Source organism: Acinetobacter gyllenbergii CIP 110306 = MTCC 11365 (assembly GCF_000413855.1).
Classification (GTDB): Bacteria; Pseudomonadota; Gammaproteobacteria; order Pseudomonadales; family Moraxellaceae; genus Acinetobacter; species Acinetobacter gyllenbergii.
Genome location: NZ_ATGG01000028.1, coordinates 104692 through 123534 on the forward strand (window position 1 = coordinate 104692; position 18843 = coordinate 123534).

Genomic DNA, 18843 nt, shown 5'->3' on the forward strand with positions numbered 1-18843 from the left:
ATAAAAAAGGCGCTTGAAGCGCCTTTTTTATTTCCTGTTTTATTTAAAGTCAGGACTTGGCCTTGCCCCAATATTTTAATTTAGAAGTCTGTCCAATCCCGACATTAAAACAATTATTCGGATCAAGTTTCTGGTAGAAATTGGCCAATGCAGGCTTGGCAATATACAAATGACCGACATTATGTTCGGCAGGATATTCCGCGCGGCGGGCATCCAGCAAATGCCACATTTTGTGCTCCATCGCTAAAGGATCATTGCCTTTTTTAAGGATGTAATCCTGATGAAAGACATGACAGAAAAAGTGCCCATAATAGAGCTTATGTATGATCTGCTGTTCCATCTCCACAGGCAATTGCTCGACCCATTCACGGTCATTGCGGCGTAAAGCGATGTCTAGCGCCACAATATCCTCAACCTCATCCCGATGGGTATCACGATAACGAATTGCGGCACCTGCCACGGCAAAACGATGCAAAAAGGCTTTACGCCCTTCATCCGCATCACAGACAAAGAAATTGCCCGAAGCATGCACCGCAAAATAGTCTTGTAAAAATTGCTCGGTCTGGGCTTTGCAATTATTTTCAACGCGTAACATCAGATGATGCTCATAACGATCGCGATATTCGGTCATCCGTTTCGGTAAATGACTCGGTAACAAGGTCGTGACCGCTTGTAAAAGATGATCGGTGAGTCCTTTGATTTTAAATTTTTCTAAAAAGCCATCGAGCTTGTCTTTTAATGCAAAAGCTTTCGGCACATTGGCGGTGCCAAATTTTTCAATAAACAGAAAGGTATCTTTGCCATATTTTTCACCAATATGATAGGCATCGCGGTGAATATATTCCCCTGCAATCGGCAAGCTTGGCAATGAAGTCAATAAATAACGGCGAATCGCGGTCAGGTCGTCGGCATCATTGCTGCCGATATAAAAGACATTGCTCTCGACCTTTTCATAGGTATCCAGACGTACCGCAAACACGCAGATTTTCCCTGCCGAACCTGAGGCTTCAAACAAACGCGATGGATCAGCATTAAAACGTGCAGGGCTATCGGCATCGACTTGGGTAACATCTTGCGCATAACGCTGATCGGATGCCTGTTTTTCTGCATCATCTAAAATATCTGTGGCTTGATATTGTTGTTGCTCTAAACGGGTCAGGATTTCTTCTGGCGTTGCGCCCAAGTTCACCCCCAGATGATTCACCAATTCCAGCTGACCTTGCGCACTCACTTGCGCATACAGTGCTAACTCCGTATACGCAGGCCCACGACGCACCAAGGCACCACCTGAGTTATTACAGACCCCACCCAACACCGAAGCACCGATACAGGAAGAACCAATCACCGAATGCGGTTCACGATCATAGCCTTTCAGGATTTGTTCCAGATTGTCCAAGGTCGCCCCCGGCAAGCAAATCACCTGCTGACCCTCATGAATCACTTGAATGCCTTTTAAACGGCGTGTACTCATCACCAACACAGGGCGGTCATAATCATCGCCATAGGGGGTTGAACCACCAGTCAGGCCCGTATTGGCCGCTTGCATGATGACGATACAATCCGCTTCAATCGCTGCTTGTAATACCTGCCACTGTTCTAGCAAGGTGCCAGGGATCACTACTGCAAAGACTTTACCCTCACCAAAACGACGACCTTGCCGATACTGGCGGGTACTTTGATCATCGCTCAGTACATGCTGACGTCCAACAATCTGCTGTAAACGACCAATCACTGCTTTGGGAGAAAATGTTTGCATGATGGCTCCTTTGGGTCATTCATATAAAATCTAGCTATATCTTATGCATGCTAAAACTAGATCAACACGACAGGGACTTACGGTTTGTGGACTAGCTGATTCTCTAATTTGAATCAGCCCTTTATTTGCTATCGCGGTTGGCGGCAAGGATGCCGCCTGTTCCGATGCGGTAGCAGGGAAGTACCGTCATCGCAATAGAGGATTTTTGGTTACTTTTGATCCTTCAAAAGTGACAAATGCCTATACCTCAGACATAAGCATGTCACCAGACTTGGAGGCCGTGCCTACTGCATCACTTAGCAAATTATTTTTAAAAACCTTGTTTGATTGCCTGTACCAAACAATCCGCATTAATCTCTTGAATCGACTTAGCCCCTGTTAAGGTCATCGCCACCCGCATTTCCTTATCAATCAGATCGAGCAAGTTAGACACCCCTTGCCCACCTGCTGCTGCCAAGGCATAAACAAAGGCACGACCCAATAACACCGTATCCGCACCCAAGGCCAACATCCGCACCACATCCAGACCATTACGAATACCTGAATCAGCCAGAATCGCCAGATCACCCTTCACCGCGTCAGCAATCGCAGGTAAAGCCCGTGCAGAAGACAGCACCCCATCCAGTTGCCGCCCACCATGATTGGATACCACGATGCCGTCTGCACCAAAACGGACTGCATCTTTGGCATCTTCAGGATCCAGAATCCCCTTAATCACCATCGGGCCATCCCAAAACTCACGAATCCACTCCAGATCTTTCCATGAAATCGACGGATCGAAATTAGAACCTAACCAGCCGATATAATCTTCAAGCCCAGTCGGTTTACCTAAATATTTCGAGATATTGCCCAAATCATGCGGACGACCACACATCCCGACATTCCATGCCCAATGCGGATGAAACATAGACTGCACATAACGACGCATCGCCGCATTTGGACCACTCATCCCTGAATGCGCATCGCGATAGCGCGCACCCGGCACTGGCATATCCACGGTAAACACCAGTGTCGAACAACCTGCCGCTTTAGCACGTTCCAAGGCATTACGCATAAAGCCACGATCACGCAACACATAGAGCTGGAACCACATTGGACGCTGAATTGCAGGCGCCACTTCTTCAATCGGACAGACCGAAACCGTCGATAAAGTAAATGGAATCCCTTTTTGATCTGCTGCCACTGCCGCCTGAACTTCGCCACGACGTGCATACATACCCGTTAAACCCACGGGTGCCAATGCCACAGGCATCGACAAGGTTTCATTAAACAGTTTGGTTTCCAGACTCAGCGCGGACATGTCATTCAACACCCGTTGACGCAAGGCGATGTCAGAAAGATCCTGCACATTACGTTTTAAGGTATGTTCTGAATAGGCACCACCGTCGATATAGTGAAATAAAAACGGCGGTAAACGACGTTGTGCCGCAGCACGATAATCATTGCCAGAAGAAATAATCATTTTGAGTCCACTCTCGTTAAACGTGTTGCACGTTTCTGGCGCGCTTCATCTTCGCCCAGAGCACGTACATGATTAATCACAAATTCAATATGCCCACACACCGCTTGGCGTGCAGCTTCGGGATCTTGACGATCAATCGCATCCATCACCTGAAAATGCTGCTCGCTGAGCAAGTCACCATTGACAGGATGGTTATAAACTTTGTTACGCCCGAGCAAGACGTTGTATTGCAGCAAGTCAAACAAACTACGCATCATTTGGATCAGCACAATATTGTGTGAGGCCTCCGCAATCGCTAAATGAAATTCTGCATCCGCCACTGCCGCCCGAGCTGAATCGCCTGCATTTTGATAACGGCTGATCTCATCAAAACAATGATGAATTTTGGCACGATCTTCAGGTGTTGAACGCAATGCGGCGTACCATGCAGTGCCGCCTTCAAGCAACAAACGCGCTTCCTGTACATCAAAACGGTACAGTGGATCTTCTTCAATCAAATGACTGATCGGATTGACGATGAGCTGTTGCGGCCACTGCTCGGGTAATTGTTGAATATAGGTCCCATCACCACGGCGGCTACTCAACACCCCCTGACTATTCAACTGTTGAATCGCTTCACGCAAGGACGGACGAGATACGCCTAAGCTGGTCGCCAGTTGGCGCTCGGCAGGTAAGCGATCACCTTGTTTCATCTGGCGTTGCTCAATGAGTGCCTGTAATTTCATGACCACTTGATCGGAGATTCTCATCACATTTCCTTGATTAGCGTTATGGAATCATCCACGGCACCAGATAAGCCTGAACCGTGACAATGATGCCGACAAAGACAGTAAATATGATGCTATGTTTTACCGTGAAACGAAACAAGTCCGATTCTTTTCCAACCAAACCCACCGCGGCACAGGCAATCGCAATCGATTGCGGTGAAATCATCTTGCCCGTTACGCCCCCACTGGTATTGGCAGCCACCAGTAACACTTCGGGAATACCGATTTGCTGCGCTGTGGTGGCTTGCAATGCCGAGAACAAGGCATTGGATGAGGTATCGGAACCCGTCAGGAAGACACCCAGCCAACCCAAGAAGGGTGAGAAAAAAGTAAAGGCATGCCCTGTATGTGAAAGTGCTAAAGCCAAGGTCGCAGACAGGCCTGAGTAATTGGCAATAAAGGCAAAGGCCAATACCATGCCAATCGAATAAATTGGGGTTTTTAACTCATTTAATGTTTCAGCAAAGGTACTGACCGCGTCACGGGTTTTCATTTTCAGGAAAATGATGGTGATGATCGCCGCAATAAAAATGGCAGTGCCTGTGGCAGAGAACCAATCGAATTTATAAATCGCTTCATAGGCCGTGGTTTCAGACACAATCGGCGGCATTTTTTCCACCAGTTTATGCAGATACGGCACTTCGATTTTAAAAATCCAATCCGCCAAGGCACCGTCTTTGGCAAATAATGACTTGAATGGTTTGATACTCCAAATCGTCACCATCAGCGTCAAAATCATAAACGGCGACCATGCTTTGGCAATCTGTGCAATGCTATAACGCTGTTGTGATGAGGCCGCATAGCTAGCTGCTTGTTCATCAGTCATTTCAAAACGGAAAATATGTTTCGGTTTCCAGACACGGAACAGCAAGGTCAAACTGACCAATGAGGCAATCGCAGCGGTAATATCAGGCAGTTCGGGTCCCAAAAAGTTCGAGGTCAGGTATTGTGCAATGGCAAAAGCACTACCACCGACCAGTACCGCAGGCCAAGTCTCTTTCACGCCACGCCAACCGTCCATGATCGCCATAATCCAGAACAGCACAATGATGGTTAAAAAAGGCAATTGGCGACCGACCATCTGGCTGATTTCCATAGTATCGACACCAGATACCTGTCCAGCCACGATAATCGGAATCCCCATGGCACCGAAGGCCACAGGCGCCGTATTCACAATCAGACAGAGGCCCGCAGCATATAGCGGTTTAAAGCCTAAGCCGACCAATAGGGCTGCTGTAATGGCGACTGGTGCACCAAAGCCTGCCGCACCTTCTAAAAAAGTCCCAAAGGCAAAACCGACCAACAGCATCTGTAGGCGCTGATCTTCAGTAATCGATAAAATACTGGAGCGAATCACATCAAACTGCCCTGTTTTTACCGAAATTTTATACAGGAACACCGCCCCAATAATAATCCAAGAGATCGGCCATAAACCGTAAAAAAAGCCATAAACCACGGAAGCAAATGCCATTTCTACTGGCATCTGATAAAACACTAAAGCGATGACAAGGGCAAGAATGACCGTACAGGTCCCCGCAATACTGCCCTTTAAACGAAATACCGCCAAAGCCAGAAAGAAGAAGATAATCGGAATCAGCGCAACGGCACTGGATAACCAAATATTATTCAAAGGATCATAAAGTTGTTGCCACACATTAAGCATTCTCATCTCCTTGAAATGCTGGGCGCTATTTTGTTTTCACTTCGAGACAAAACATCATCACGAATATTGGTATGACCAATATAAATTTTATTGGTAAAATTTATCCATTTACACAAGTCGCTTATCTTAATTACATGAATTATCAGGCGCAACCATCAATCGCCCACCAATATTGGTAAGACCAATAATAATTAAAATCAAATCAACCCTTTTCTGTTGCTGTGGACTTTTAGCATTCGACTAAAGTCTGATAAAAAATATCCCGAGCAGTATTCCATTTGTGTACTTCGGGTTACCAATCGCGAAAGACAAAACTATAAATATGACTTTTAGACGATATCTGTATAATCTGTTCACAACTCAAAACAGCAATTGAATTGAAAAATATGACGCAACTGACTTGCTTTAAAGCCTACGATATTCGCGGCAAACTCGGCACAGAACTGAATGAAGAGATTGCCTATAACATTGGTCGTGCCTATGGACAAATCTACCAACCAAAAACGGTTGTGATCGGTTGTGATATCCGTTTAAGTAGCGAAGGCCTAAAACAGTCAACCATTCAGGGTTTAAATGATGCAGGAGTAAATGTACTTGATCTCGGTATGACAGGGACTGAGGAAGTCTATTTCGCTGCCTTCCATCTCGATGTACAAGGTGGGATTGAAGTGACTGCCAGCCACAACCCAATGGATTACAACGGGATGAAATTGGTGCGTGAGAATGCACGTCCAATCAGTGCAGAAACGGGATTAAAAGAAATTCAGGCATTGGCTGAAACTGGCCAATTTAACGAAGTATCGCAAAAAGGCACAACGCAAAACTATAATATTTTGCCTGAGTTTATTGATCACCTTCTGACCTATATTGATCCACAAAAAATTAAACCGCTTAAACTGGTGGTCAATGCAGGCAACGGTGCAGCAGGTCATGTGATTGATGCCATCGAACAAAAATTCCAACAACTGAACATTCCCGTTGAGTTCATTAAAATTCACCATGAAGCAGATGGCACTTTCCCGAATGGTATCCCGAACCCAATCCTCATTGAAAACCGAGACAGTACGCGTGATGCCGTACTTCAGCATCAAGCCGATATGGGCATTGCCTGGGATGGCGACTTTGACCGTTGCTTCCTGTTTGATGAAAAAGGGCAATTTATCGAAGGTTATTACATCGTTGGTTTATTGGCACAGGCCTTCCTGATCAAACAGGCTGGTGAAAAAATTGTGCATGACCCACGTTTGGTCTGGAATACCTTTGACATCGTCGATCAATACCAAGGCATCGCAGTACAATCTAAATCTGGACATGCATTTATTAAGGATGTCATGCGTGAACACAATGCCGTGTACGGCGGTGAAATGAGCGCGCACCACTATTTCCGTGATTTTGCCTATTGCGATAGCGGTATGATTCCTTGGTTACTGACTATTGCCCTACTCTCGGAAACAGGTCAATCACTCTCAACGCTAGTTGAAAACATGATTGCCAAATTCCCATGTAGTGGTGAAATCAACTTTAAAGTGGCAGATACCCAAGCCACCGTACAAAAGATCTTTGATCATTATGCCGATCAAAATCCGCAAGTAGACCGTACTGATGGGGTGAGCCTTGATTTTGGTGCATGGCGTTTAAATGTCCGTGCTTCCAATACCGAGCCTTTACTGCGTTTAAATATTGAAAGCCGTGCCGATCAAAACCCGCAACCGATGCAACATTATGTTGATGAATTAACTGGGTTAATTCAGGGTTAATTCAGCCCAATAAAAAAGGAGCATATTGCTCCTTTTTTATTGCTTTAGCATTCAGTTAAAGCCGTTGGGATTCTGCTTCTGCCAATTCCAGCTATCCGCCAGCATATCTTCCAAGGTATATTGAGGCTGCCAACCGAGCTCGCCCAATGCACGCGTATTGTCTGCAAATGAAGTGGCAACATCACCTGCACGACGTGGTGCAAATTCAAACGCAACAGGCACACCATTGATTTGCTCAAAGGTATTTTTGACTTGTAATACCGATGAGCCATTGCCCGTGCCAATGTTCCAAGCACGACAGCCTTGTGTAGATAAACGATTATTCAAAGCACACAGATGAGCATTGGCCAGATCCACCACATGGATATAATCACGAACACCAGTACCATCTACAGTGTCATAATCATTGCCATAAATGGACAATTTTTCACGACGGCCCACTGCGACCTGTGTGACATACGGCATGAGATTATTTGGAATCCCCTGCGGATCTTCACCAATCTGACCGCTTTTATGCGCGCCAACAGGATTAAAATAACGAAGTAAAGCAATCGACCAGCGTGCATCTGCTTGTGCGAGTTTTTGCAGCATTTGCTCAACAATCAGTTTGGTATAACCATAATTGTTATTTGGCATTCCCGTTGGCATATCTTCATTCAAAGGCGACACATTGGCTTCGTCATAAACCGTTGCAGATGAGCTGAATACCAGGCTAAATACACCTGCGCGCTCCATCGCCTTGACCAACTGGATACTACCCGCAATATTATTATCAAAATAAGCCAATGGAATCTGCTGGCTTTCACCAACCGCTTTCAGACCAGCAAAATGAATGACTGCATCAATCTGATGGTCTTGGAAAACTGAATCTAACTCAGCCTGATTGCGAATATCACCCTGCACAAACACCAAACTTTTATTTGCTAATGCTTGTACTCGACCTAAAGATTCATCTGAGCTGTTTGAGAGGTTATCGAAAACAATCACCTCGTGACCTGCAGTAAGCAACTCTAAACAAGTATGGGAGCCAATATAGCCCGCACCACCCGTCACTAAAATTTTAGCCATCTGTTTTTCCTAATAATATTTTCAACAAACCTTGTGTTGATGCATCAAATTTAGAGAGATCATCCTGTTCACGGTTCAAAATCGGTAACAGCTGATTGGCAATTTCTTTGCCTTTCTCAACGCCCCATTGGTCAAAGGGATTAATATTCCACAACACCGACTGCACAAAAACCTTATGTTCATACATCGCAATCAGCATCCCTAAGCTATAAGGATTCAGCTCTTTGAGTAAAATAGTGGAGCTGGGTTGATTGCCTTCATATTGTTTATACGTTGGTAAATCTTCCAGTTCATCTGCTGCCAAGGCTTGATTCCCAAAAGCCAACAGGCGCGACTGTGCTAAACAGTTGGATAAAGCCAAATGATGCTGCTCAGCCAAGGCCTCTGCACTTTCAGCATAGGTAAACTGATTAGCATTATAGCGTTTCACAGGGGCAATAAAGTCACAACTGACGGAGTGCGTGCCTTGATGCAGCAACTGGTAAAAGGCATGCTGTGCATTGGGCCCAACCTCTCCCCACACAATTGGGCAAGTGGCTGAACTGACCTTTTCTCCATTGCGTTGAATCGATTTACCATTAGATTCCATTTCAAGCTGCTGCAAATAAGCTGCAAAATATTTGAGACGGCCATCATACGGTAAAACTGCATGGGTCTGGATATCCAGAAAATTGTTATTCCACGCACCTAACAGACCCATCAAAACAGGAATATTCTGCTGAAATGGTGCGGATTGAAAATGCTGGTCAATCGCATAAGCCCCTGCTAACAGTTGCTTAAATCCCTCAACGCCAATGGTCAGGGCAATTGGTAAACCAATACATGACCACAGTGAATAACGACCGCCGACCCAATCCCATAACAACAGCTGTTTATCAGCAGCAATGCCCCACTCTGTCATCTTGTCAGGCTTAGTCGAAACCCCGATAAAATGATTTTGCAGAATCTTGTCATTATGCCCCAATGCCTTTTCTAACCATTGACGCACGGTTTGTGCATTGGAAAGTGTATCAATGGTGCCAAAGGATTTTGACGAGATAATAAATAAGGTTGTTTCAGGACGGAGTTGATGCAATAACTCAGATAGCTGGCTGCCATCCATGGTCGAAACAAAATGCACATCTAAAGCTTTTGTGGTCGCGACCTTAAAGTCGGAGAGTGCATGCGTCACCATGAGTGGGCCGAGATCAGAGCCGCCCACACCAATATTGACTACATCTTGAATCACCTCACCCGTCGCACCACGATACTGCCCTGCATGGATTTTATCCACCAAGGCATACATACGTTCTAGCTGCTGCTGTACCTGATGATTCACTTCAGTAAAATCTGAACTCGATTGTGGTAAGCGTAAAGCCCAATGCATCGCTGCGCGGTGTTCGGTATAGTTAATCGGTTCAGATGAAAAGAGCTTTTTGATCCAGCCTTTTAAATCTTGCGCCTGAGCCAAATCCACCAAACCATTTAAAATCGTCTGGTCTATACGATGCTTACTAAAATCTAAAACGATTTGATCATATTCAACTGAAAAACGTTTAAATCGTGTTGAGTCTTCTGCAAATAATGCTTTTAGATGGATCTCTTTAAATTGCTGTTTTAAAGATGACAAATGCTCAAGCACTGAAACCTGCTCCTTGACTGCAAAGGGCTGAATCTGCTTTACCATCATTAACGTCCCACCCCCATATATGCAAAACCTTGTGCTTTAACATAGTCCGGATTATAAATATTACGACCATCCAAAATTAAAGGATGCGCCATGAGCTGCTCAAGTTGTTTAAACTCTGGGCTCCAATACTGTTTCCATGCGGTCAGCACGCAAAGACCATGCACATTTTTGACCGCATCATATTGATCTTCACAAAGAATCAAATTATCGCGTTGTCCATACATCTGTTTTATTTCATCTAAAGCTTGCGGATCATGCAGATGAACCGTTACGCCTTGAGCCCAAAGTGCTGCAAGCATTTGATGAATTGGGGACTGCTGAATACTTGAGGTATTTTCCTTAAAAGAAGCTCCCCAAATCGCAACAGATTTCCCTTGTAAATCACCATGGTAATAATTCCATAGCTTACGAAATAGGATTTCTTTCTGTTGCTCATTAATTTCCCAGACCTGACCCAGCAACTGGCTTTTTACCCCAGTATTTGCAACGGTATTGGAAAGTGTCAAAATATCATGAGAAAAATTTTCACCACCAAAACCCGCACCTGGCGCCAAGTAAGCTGAACCAATCCGGTTATCCGCTGCCATGCCCTGTCGAACAGAAGCAATATCAATTCCGAGTTTCTCAGCGACCACCGCCAAGTCATTGATATAGCTAATCCGTGTCGCCAACATGCCCGAGATACTAAGTTTGGTAAACTCGGCATCTAAAATTGGCATAAACAGATATTGCTGCGCTAAAGGGAAAAAAGGGCGAAGCAATTCTTTGACTTTAATCTGAACATCGGTTTGAGTACATCCCACAATCAGCTGTTTGGCCTGAGTCAAACTATGTAAAGCATTCCCTTCCTGAATCGTATCCGGCAAATACACCCAGTCATCTTCAGAAAGAATTTGCTTAAAGCGCTCAGTACCCTGCAAACCAAAAGTTGAAGCATTGATCATTAACTTCGGATGAATAATTGGGCGCTGTTTTAAAGATTGCAGTAGTTGAAAAACTTGCTGTTCTTGAGTCTGATTAAAACTAAATAAATAGGCATCAATATCAAGCGGAATACCATCCAACTCACGATAACTTAAGAAACCGCTGTTCCGCTGTTTTTCCAGAAGATGGCTGACATTTTCATCATGAAATGAATATTGCTGCCCCTCCACATTCCCATCAAGTTGAGAACACCAATATACAAAGTGCCCAGATTCGGACAATAAGGCAGACATGACGCCTGCATATAAAGTATTACCAAAAATTGCAACTTTCATAAACATTTGCCCCCAATCTAGAGAGCCAGCTCTTTGATTAAGCTTTTAAAATCTTCGCCAAGTTTTGGATGTTCAATCCCATAGTGTAATACAGCTTTTAGATAACCCAGCTTACTACCACAGTCAAAGGTCTGTCCCTTCATACGATACGCTTCAACCGCTTCCGATTGCTGCAATGCTGCAATCGCATCAGTCAGCTGAATTTCATTGCCCGCTCCACGTGGGGTATGTGCTAGAAGCTCCATAATCTGAGCAGGTAGGATATAACGACCGACAACAGACAAGTTTGAAGGTGCTGTACCTACTGCAGGTTTCTCTACAATACCCTGCATGACGATACTTTCACCTTCATTTGGAGAAACAGCTACATCTACAATGCCATACTGGTCAACCAAGTGATCTGGCACGGCCTCAACCATAATCTGTGCAGCCTGAGATTGATCAAACCGTTGAATCATCAGAGATAAATCATTCTCAGCAGTCTGATTTTTAACTAAAACATCAGGTAATAACACGGCAAAAGCCTCATCACCTACAATATCTTTAGCGCACAATACCGCATGCCCAAGACCTAAAGGCTGTGGTTGGCGCACACTGATAACACTGACATGTTTTGGTAAAATATCAGTGATCTCTTTCAGCAGATCAAACTTCTTTTTCTGCTCTAAGGTTGTTTCTAACTCAAAATTACGATCAAAATAATTTTCAATCGATGCCTTTGATGAGTGTGTCACTAAAATAATTTGTTCAATACCGGCTTCAACAGCTTCTCGAACCACATATTCAATTGCGGGACGGTCAACAACGGTCACCATTTCCTTTGGAATAGATTTGCTTGCAGGCAGGAATCGGGTACCTAGACCTGCGACGGGTAAAATTGCTTTTTTGATCATCATCATTATTACTTTAAAAAATAAATCGTTACTTTACAGATTGGTCAACGTTTTCTTGAGGTCCATTCCCCTTAAACAGTGAAGGACCAACGTGACCAGGGGCATTGATTCCCTCTTTTCTCAACATCACTTTAACGGTCTGGAACATCAATTTAAAGTCAACCCAAGTATTGTGATTATCAACATACCACACATCACATTTGAATCGTTCTTCATAATCCAGTTCATTACGCCCACTCACTTGAGCCAGTCCTGTCATTCCAGGACGGACTTCCAAACGACGAGCTTGTTCTGGAGAATATAGTTCAACAAAATCTTTGAGCATTGGACGAGGTCCGACCACACTCATGTCGCCTTTTAATACATTCAGTAGCTGCGGCATTTCATCCAGACTGGTTGAACGTAGTTTTTGTCCAAACGGTGTTATACGAGCTTCGTCAGGTAATGGATTTCCTTCTGCATCAAAGGCATCCTTCATTGAACGGAACTTGATCATTTTAAATAATTTTCCGTCCTTCCCAGGTCTTTCTTGATAGAAGAATATTGGAGATCCGAGATTCTTACGTACCTTAAAAGCTACGATTATAAATATTGGCGACAACACTACTAAAGCTATTAAAGAGATAACTATGTCGACTAAGCGCTTCATATTTTCATTCACTCATTTTTTAATATCTTTACGAAGAAAGCTATTATAAATTTTCCCTAGCATATTTGCTGGCAACAGCCTAAATGCAGACCTTACCAAGAACAGCATGTTAGCATATAGAGGATTTTGTAACTTTAGCTGTTTCTTTAAATCTAGTAACTGTTTTTCACTTTTAATATATTCGAAACCTTTACGACGTGCATGCATACCATTGCCAACACGAGCATATAGCAGAACATCTGGCAAGTTCGCCACTTTATGATTGTTACCGATCACACGCAACCATAAGTTGTAGTCCTCCATGAACAAGTGATGTTGGTATCCACCAAGAGCTAAAATAACTTCACGTTTGTAAGCAACAGTCATATGGTTAAAAGGGCATCGTTTTTTTGCAAATTCTTTAATTTCTTCATAAGTTTGTGGTACAGCTTTCAAAACATTGGCATCAGAGATATCCTGATCAAATTCCATCACCTGCCCACTAAACAATACTACATCTGGATGCTGTTGTATGAAAGCAGCCTGCTTTTCAAAACGATCAGCGGTACAGATGTCATCCGTATCCATACGAAAGACCCAATCGTAACTACAATGTTTTAAACCTTCATTTAATGCTTTTCCAAGTCCAACATTTTGAGGGAGTGCGATAATTTTTAGCGTCTCACCAATTTTTGACTGCCAATTTTGTACGCAAGCAGTAAGTTCTCCACCTATGGGACCATCAAGTACTAATACAATTTCATTTGGTTTTAAATTTTGATTATCCCAAATGCTTTTCAAACAATTATCTAAATAAACAGGATTCTCTTTATGATATAAAGAGGCCAATACTGAGAAGAAAAAACCATTAAACATATAACACCTTATACATTTTTCCGCATAGACAGCACTATTAAAAGCATGATTACCAACAGGAATAAAAGGTATTTAAAAGTAAATAATTGGTAATTTGTAGCAGAAACAATAACAATCTGCATAGTATACATTAGCCTAAAAACTAGCAGAACAATTATTAAATTATTAGATCTAACAGAACTAACAAACAGCCAAGTACAAAAAGCTAAAACTAATCCGTATATGAAATTTAATAGGCCACCAAGAAAATAACCAAAAAAATACACATGATTAAAAACACCAACTGATGTAAAAGTACTTCCAGTTTCAAATAAACTTTCAGCAACATATGTAGGTGCAAATTGATACATAAAAAAATATGGACCAACTGATTTTGGTTCGGCTCCAAAACCTAAATAATGAACAAAAGCTAAATATATATCACGTGGAAAAACAGAGGAATTTAAATCAGTAATCCACCACATCTGTGGTTGCAAGCTTACACGAGTAAAAAATCTTTCAGATGTTGAAACATCATCTAAGCTTTGGAACCCTAGAAAAATCCCAACCACAACAAAACTAAGAATAAAACCTGATGCAACTATTACTTTCTTATTAAGAAGCCTAACTGAGTTTGCATTTAAGACAATAAAGGGGGTGAAAAACAAAAATAGGGTTGTTATTATTCCAGTAAATCGAACACCAGCGCAAAAAAGAACAAAAATAGATATTAACATCAAATTTAGATATATTTTTGATTTTTTCTTATAGAACAAATACCCCAATCCAAGGTTAAATTGAATTATTGCATTAACTAATGTAGCCCCCCATTCAGGAGCATAAGATGCCCAATAATTCTGCCGATGTAAACTCATTAAAAAAGGGAAACCATAAATTAAAAAAATACCTAATAGCGTCAAGAAACTTATAATAACTACTGCAACAAAAGATCTTTCTATTAAAAAATTAGAATAAGAGTCAAACCTAAAAAACTCGATTTTTCTAATATACCTATCAAGACAAGAATACCCCAAAAAAAGTCCTCCAAATAAAAGAAAGACTTGCATTGCAGCCCGTGTAGGCAGACCAGTTCTGTATGTAATTTCTTGGATTTCCGTAAGAAAAATGCCGTGCTCTAAAATTATAGAAATACAGACTGTAGTTAAGACAGTTAAACAGAAATAAATATTAGATAAAAATGGAACTTTAACTCTCTTAACCACAGCTACAAACCAGCATACCAATATAATTATTGAAAAATAATCAACATAAATACGCATAGTTGGCACTTCATTAGAAATAGAAATGTTTATTCCCAACAATATAAAAGTCAGAATAGATATTATTAGCAAATTCATATTGACATCTTTTCTTCTATATTTTTTGAAAGTTGATCAAAGAAATGTTTATTCTTATCGTACTCAACCATATTAAAGTTAAGAATCCCCTCATAGGTTACACGTCTATAAGCAACAATATCTGCCACGCTCTCTGTAAAAGCAGTGGGGTTTTCTAAACAAGATTTAAGACTATCAAAATTTTCTAGACGAGCAACATTAGAAAAATTTTGATAGAAAACATTTCCTAATAAATATACAGGCTTACCTAAGATAAGAGCTTCATAACCAGCAGTACTATTAACCGTAATCACACCAGCAGAATATTTTATTAAATCCTTAATGTTATACTCTGCGGGAATTAATCTAACTGCAGGCAATGCTGAAATTTTTCGATAAAACTCATCGGAGTTTAAGCCTATAGCACTTCTATGATCTTTCACATACAAATATTGCCCAAACGGCAAATTATTAGAAATATTTAATATATTGTGATACTCATTCGTATATTGAGGGGCTAATACTGACGTTGATGATTCAGGATGATAGTGCATAGGATAGACATAAAACCTATGTTGCTGTTTAATCTCATTAACCTCACTCACCTTCAAAAAGTATTTTTTTGTTTTTTTATGGTTTAATCTTCTATTTATAGCAACTTTCAAAGCCGACAAAATTCTCAGAAACAGAAGCCCACTAGCATAATCTGAGTTTGCTCCATATTTAATATCAGCTTTTATAGACCTGAGAATTTTATAAAAAATATTAGAGCTCACCTTATTCAACAAAGAAACATTATCTAAACCATTTTGTTTCATATAGTCGGGTTCGATTTTATTAATATTAGATTTATAATCTTTATACCAACTTATTTCTTCTTCTGTAAGCGGCTTTTTCTTTACCTGCTCTAAATCTACTAATAAATCATCAATAATAGAAGTTTGAATTTCATAACGTCCAGGTATACGTGATGCAATTAAACCAAAATACTTTTTACCTAACGTTTGAGCTACTCTATATGCTGAGTACTCAAAACTATTGGAAATATTTTCATACAACACGAGGTCGATATTTTTTTCTGTTATAATTTTATAAAAAAAACTATCCATCTTTTTACGGATCTTTACCCACTCTTCAGCATCTTTTTCTAAATTATAACCATGAGTTAAAAATCTATCAAAATCTGAATAGAAATACTCCCCCCAAGTACAATCAAAAAGAAACTCATCATTAGATTGAAAATTTTCTTCTTGACTATTTTTTAAAAAAACGTCGAAAAAGTAACTGTTAGAGGATTCATCTATTTCAGGAATAGGAAATAAAATTTTATTTTTTTCCGTATCATATGCGTAATATACACTATGACCTAAATCCACCAACGATTTAGCAACATTATAGAAAAAATATTTATAATTTTTCGCGGGATTAACTAGAATAAGAATGTTCATATCTCTTTAACAATCTCCAAGAATAGATATATTTCGACAAAAACAAGAAAGAGAATGAAACTAATAGTGCAACAAATATCCCATAATCTTCCCGCAATAATCCAATCAGACCAAAACAGAATAAAAGAAAGATAACTAAACTAGATATTTGAGTTACAATAATAGGCTTATCTGCATCCAAGGCATATAGAATATAATGAGGGATCATGCTAAAAGCATATAAGACCTGCACTAACATTAACAAATAAAAGTAATTTAGATAAGAATTAAAAATATCTTTTCCAATTAGTTTCAACAATAAATCAATAAAAATATATGCGCTAAAATTAATCAAAACCAATAAAAATGCTACTTTTTTATATAGTTTTTTTATAAGTTCCCTATGCTTATTGTCTCGTGTATTCATTGATCTCACTAGTTCAGGGTAATCAAATGAAAAAACTGCTGCATCCATAAAACTCATTGTTGCAGCAGCTAACGAAGCAAAAAAGACATACGCTGCTAAAATATTAGCGTCATAAAAATATTCTAGTATGTAGCGATCACCAGTAAATATTGCGCGTACAGCCAAAGTACCTAGCATAAAAGGCAAGCAAATTTTTAGCCCCTTCCAGATCCAGCTCCAATTCACTTGTTGAAATAAGTAAAGACGAACCTGCTCTCGATAAAGCAGAATAATGCTTAATACAAAACATAATACTTCAGCAATTATCCAGACATTTAAAACATCCATTAAAGTTAAATTAACATGCAAAAAATGCATGAGAATTATAATAAAACTCCAACCACCAGAGCGTACAAACAACAGCAAATTAGAACTAATTGGTTTTTTCAACACAATTAATAAACGCGTAAACTCTTGATTTAAATGCTCAAGTATAATTAGCCCATAAAATGGAATAAGGTATTCCAGTGACAAAAAATCTTTAAAGAAAATAATAGACAAAGTAGGTAAAGCAAATAGATAAGCAAAACATAGCAGTTGTGCATGACTACTCACAATAGTATTTCTTTGAGTATCTGAACTTTTCAGTAGTTCCCGATTGCTGTAAACATAAAAATCAAGCCCGATAAAATACATAGCAAAATTAATTGTTGCAGCAATCAACCCATATAATCCTAGCTCTGCAACTGTTAAAAATTTAGCCAGAAAAACAATTAAAATAAATTTACTGGCTAAATTTAATCCTCGTACTGCTAGATTAAATATGGATAATAAATGCTTTTTCATCTATCAATACAATCAAAACTTGTAGCTGTATTTTTTGAAATATCTTGATTAACTCTTTTTCCTAAAAGTTCATCATAAAATTTTGGTGGTAAACCATAACCAGGTCGTACACTACGAATGCAAGATTCATCAATAATATCGCCAGCTTTTAAATCTTTGACAAAATAAAGTGAACGTCTAAATTGAGCATTTCCTTGTTCACTAGACTTTCTACCGTAATCTACATTGCCCAGTGCTTGCCAAGCCGTTTTAGCACCTTGACACAACTGCTGTAGTTCTTTTGGCTCTAAAGAGAAACTATCATCTGGCCCGCCCCCTTTACGATCTAGCGTAAAATGCTTTTCGATGAGACATGCACCCAAAGCAACAGATGTAATTGCAGTCGTATTATCTAGTGTATGGTCAGAAAGTCCGACTGGCACATTAAAAGATTTTGCCATATCGACCATGGTGTATAGATTATAATCTTCTGCAGGTGCAGGATAACCGCTTACACAGTGTAGAACCACAAGCTCCTTACAACCACCATCATAAGCAGCTTGAATTGCCTCACCTATCTCATCTTTGTCTGCCATTCCAGTCGAAATAATCATTGGCTTCCCTGTCGAAGCCACATATTTAATTAATGGCAAGTCTACCGCTTCAAAAGAAGCAATTTTATATGCAGGGGCATTCAGATCTTCAAGTAAATCTACTGCTGTTTTATCAAATGGGGAACTAAAAATCGTGATATCTAAAGCACGTGCATGCTCAAAAAGTGGCTTGTGCCATTCCCATGGCATTTGAGCTTTTTGATAAAGTTCATATAAAGACTGGCCATCCCATAAACCACCACGAATCATAAACTCTTCAGTTTGACTATTTAGTGTGATGGTATCTGCACTATAAGTTTGTAATTTAATCGCATCGGCACCACAGCGCTTGGCTTCTTCAATAATTTTGAGTGCCGTATCTAAGCTACCGTTATGATTTGCAGAAAGCTCAGCAATAATATACGGTGGAAAGCCTGTACCAATATCACGATTATTAATTGTAATTTTTTTGCTCATT

Annotated in this window: 15 protein-coding genes; 1 reads left to right on the plus strand and 14 read right to left on the minus strand. The window is 40.7% G+C overall.

Features of this window, described 5'->3' with window-relative positions; all coding sequences use genetic code 11:
• Positions 1-49: 49 nt before the first annotated feature.
• The 4 genes from dld to lldP form a co-directional block, all read right to left on the minus strand.
• Entirely contained in the window at positions 50-1756 is a 1707-nt protein-coding gene (gene dld, locus F957_RS03765; RefSeq protein ID WP_016542521.1) for a D-lactate dehydrogenase, read from the minus strand.
• A gap of 310 nt (positions 1757-2066) precedes the next feature.
• Positions 2067-3218: an FMN-dependent L-lactate dehydrogenase LldD gene (gene lldD / locus F957_RS03760; protein WP_016542520.1), complete on the minus strand. Its 1152-nt coding sequence runs from the start codon at positions 3216-3218 to the stop codon at positions 2067-2069.
• Positions 3215-3967, minus strand: coding sequence for a transcriptional regulator LldR (gene lldR, locus F957_RS03755; protein WP_004801820.1), 753 nt, complete (start codon positions 3965-3967; stop codon positions 3215-3217). The genes lldD and lldR overlap by 4 nt, the downstream gene beginning before the upstream one ends.
• Before the next feature lie 19 nt (positions 3968-3986).
• On the minus strand, positions 3987-5654 hold the full coding sequence (gene lldP / locus F957_RS03750; protein WP_171068323.1) for an L-lactate permease: 1668 nt from the start codon (positions 5652-5654) through the stop codon (positions 3987-3989).
• Between the two features lie 380 nt (positions 5655-6034).
• On the opposite strand from lldP, the gene F957_RS03745 reads away from it, so the two are divergent.
• The gene (locus tag F957_RS03745; RefSeq protein ID WP_016542518.1) at positions 6035-7405 is read left to right on the plus strand and encodes a phosphohexomutase domain-containing protein; all 1371 of its coding nucleotides are present in this window, start codon (positions 6035-6037) and stop codon (positions 7403-7405) included.
• Between the two features lie 51 nt (positions 7406-7456).
• Here F957_RS03745 and galE read toward each other — a convergent pair whose 3' ends face one another.
• Genes galE through pseI form a run of 10 tightly spaced genes read right to left on the minus strand, consistent with a single transcriptional unit; the run spans position 7457 to position 18842 of the window.
• Positions 7457-8473, minus strand: coding sequence for a UDP-glucose 4-epimerase GalE (gene galE, locus F957_RS03740; protein ID WP_016542517.1), 1017 nt, complete (start codon positions 8471-8473; stop codon positions 7457-7459).
• The gene (gene pgi, locus F957_RS03735) at positions 8466-10139 is read right to left on the minus strand and encodes a glucose-6-phosphate isomerase (RefSeq protein ID WP_016542516.1); all 1674 of its coding nucleotides are present in this window, start codon (positions 10137-10139) and stop codon (positions 8466-8468) included. Before pgi ends, galE begins: the two co-directional genes overlap by 8 nt.
• A gap of 2 nt (positions 10140-10141) precedes the next feature.
• Positions 10142-11401, minus strand: a complete 1260-nt coding sequence (locus tag F957_RS03730) for a nucleotide sugar dehydrogenase (protein ID WP_016542515.1) — start codon at positions 11399-11401, stop codon at positions 10142-10144.
• Positions 11402-11418: 17 nt separating this feature from the next.
• On the minus strand, positions 11419-12294 hold the full coding sequence (galU, locus tag F957_RS03725) for a UTP--glucose-1-phosphate uridylyltransferase GalU (protein ID WP_032861086.1): 876 nt from the start codon (positions 12292-12294) through the stop codon (positions 11419-11421).
• A gap of 28 nt (positions 12295-12322) precedes the next feature.
• Positions 12323-12943, minus strand: coding sequence for a sugar transferase (locus F957_RS03720; protein ID WP_016660541.1), 621 nt, complete (start codon positions 12941-12943; stop codon positions 12323-12325).
• A 12-nt stretch (positions 12944-12955) separates the two neighbouring features.
• Positions 12956-13798, minus strand: coding sequence for a glycosyltransferase (locus F957_RS03715; protein WP_016542512.1), 843 nt, complete (start codon positions 13796-13798; stop codon positions 12956-12958).
• Positions 13799-13806: 8 nt separating this feature from the next.
• Complete coding sequence (locus tag F957_RS03710) at positions 13807-15135, minus strand: DUF6418 domain-containing protein (protein WP_016542511.1); 1329 nt, start codon at positions 15133-15135, stop codon at positions 13807-13809.
• The gene (locus F957_RS03705; protein WP_016542510.1) at positions 15132-16562 is read right to left on the minus strand and encodes a capsular polysaccharide export protein, LipB/KpsS family; all 1431 of its coding nucleotides are present in this window, start codon (positions 16560-16562) and stop codon (positions 15132-15134) included. The genes F957_RS03710 and F957_RS03705 overlap by 4 nt, the downstream gene beginning before the upstream one ends.
• Positions 16540-17793: a lipopolysaccharide biosynthesis protein gene (locus tag F957_RS03700; protein WP_016542509.1), complete on the minus strand. Its 1254-nt coding sequence runs from the start codon at positions 17791-17793 to the stop codon at positions 16540-16542. The genes F957_RS03705 and F957_RS03700 overlap by 23 nt, the downstream gene beginning before the upstream one ends.
• Positions 17790-18842 carry a pseudaminic acid synthase gene (gene pseI, locus F957_RS03695; RefSeq protein ID WP_016542508.1) on the minus strand — a complete coding sequence of 351 codons (1053 nt, stop codon included), beginning with the start codon at positions 18840-18842 and terminating at the stop codon, positions 17790-17792. The genes F957_RS03700 and pseI overlap by 4 nt, the downstream gene beginning before the upstream one ends.
• Position 18843 lies beyond the last annotated feature (1 nt).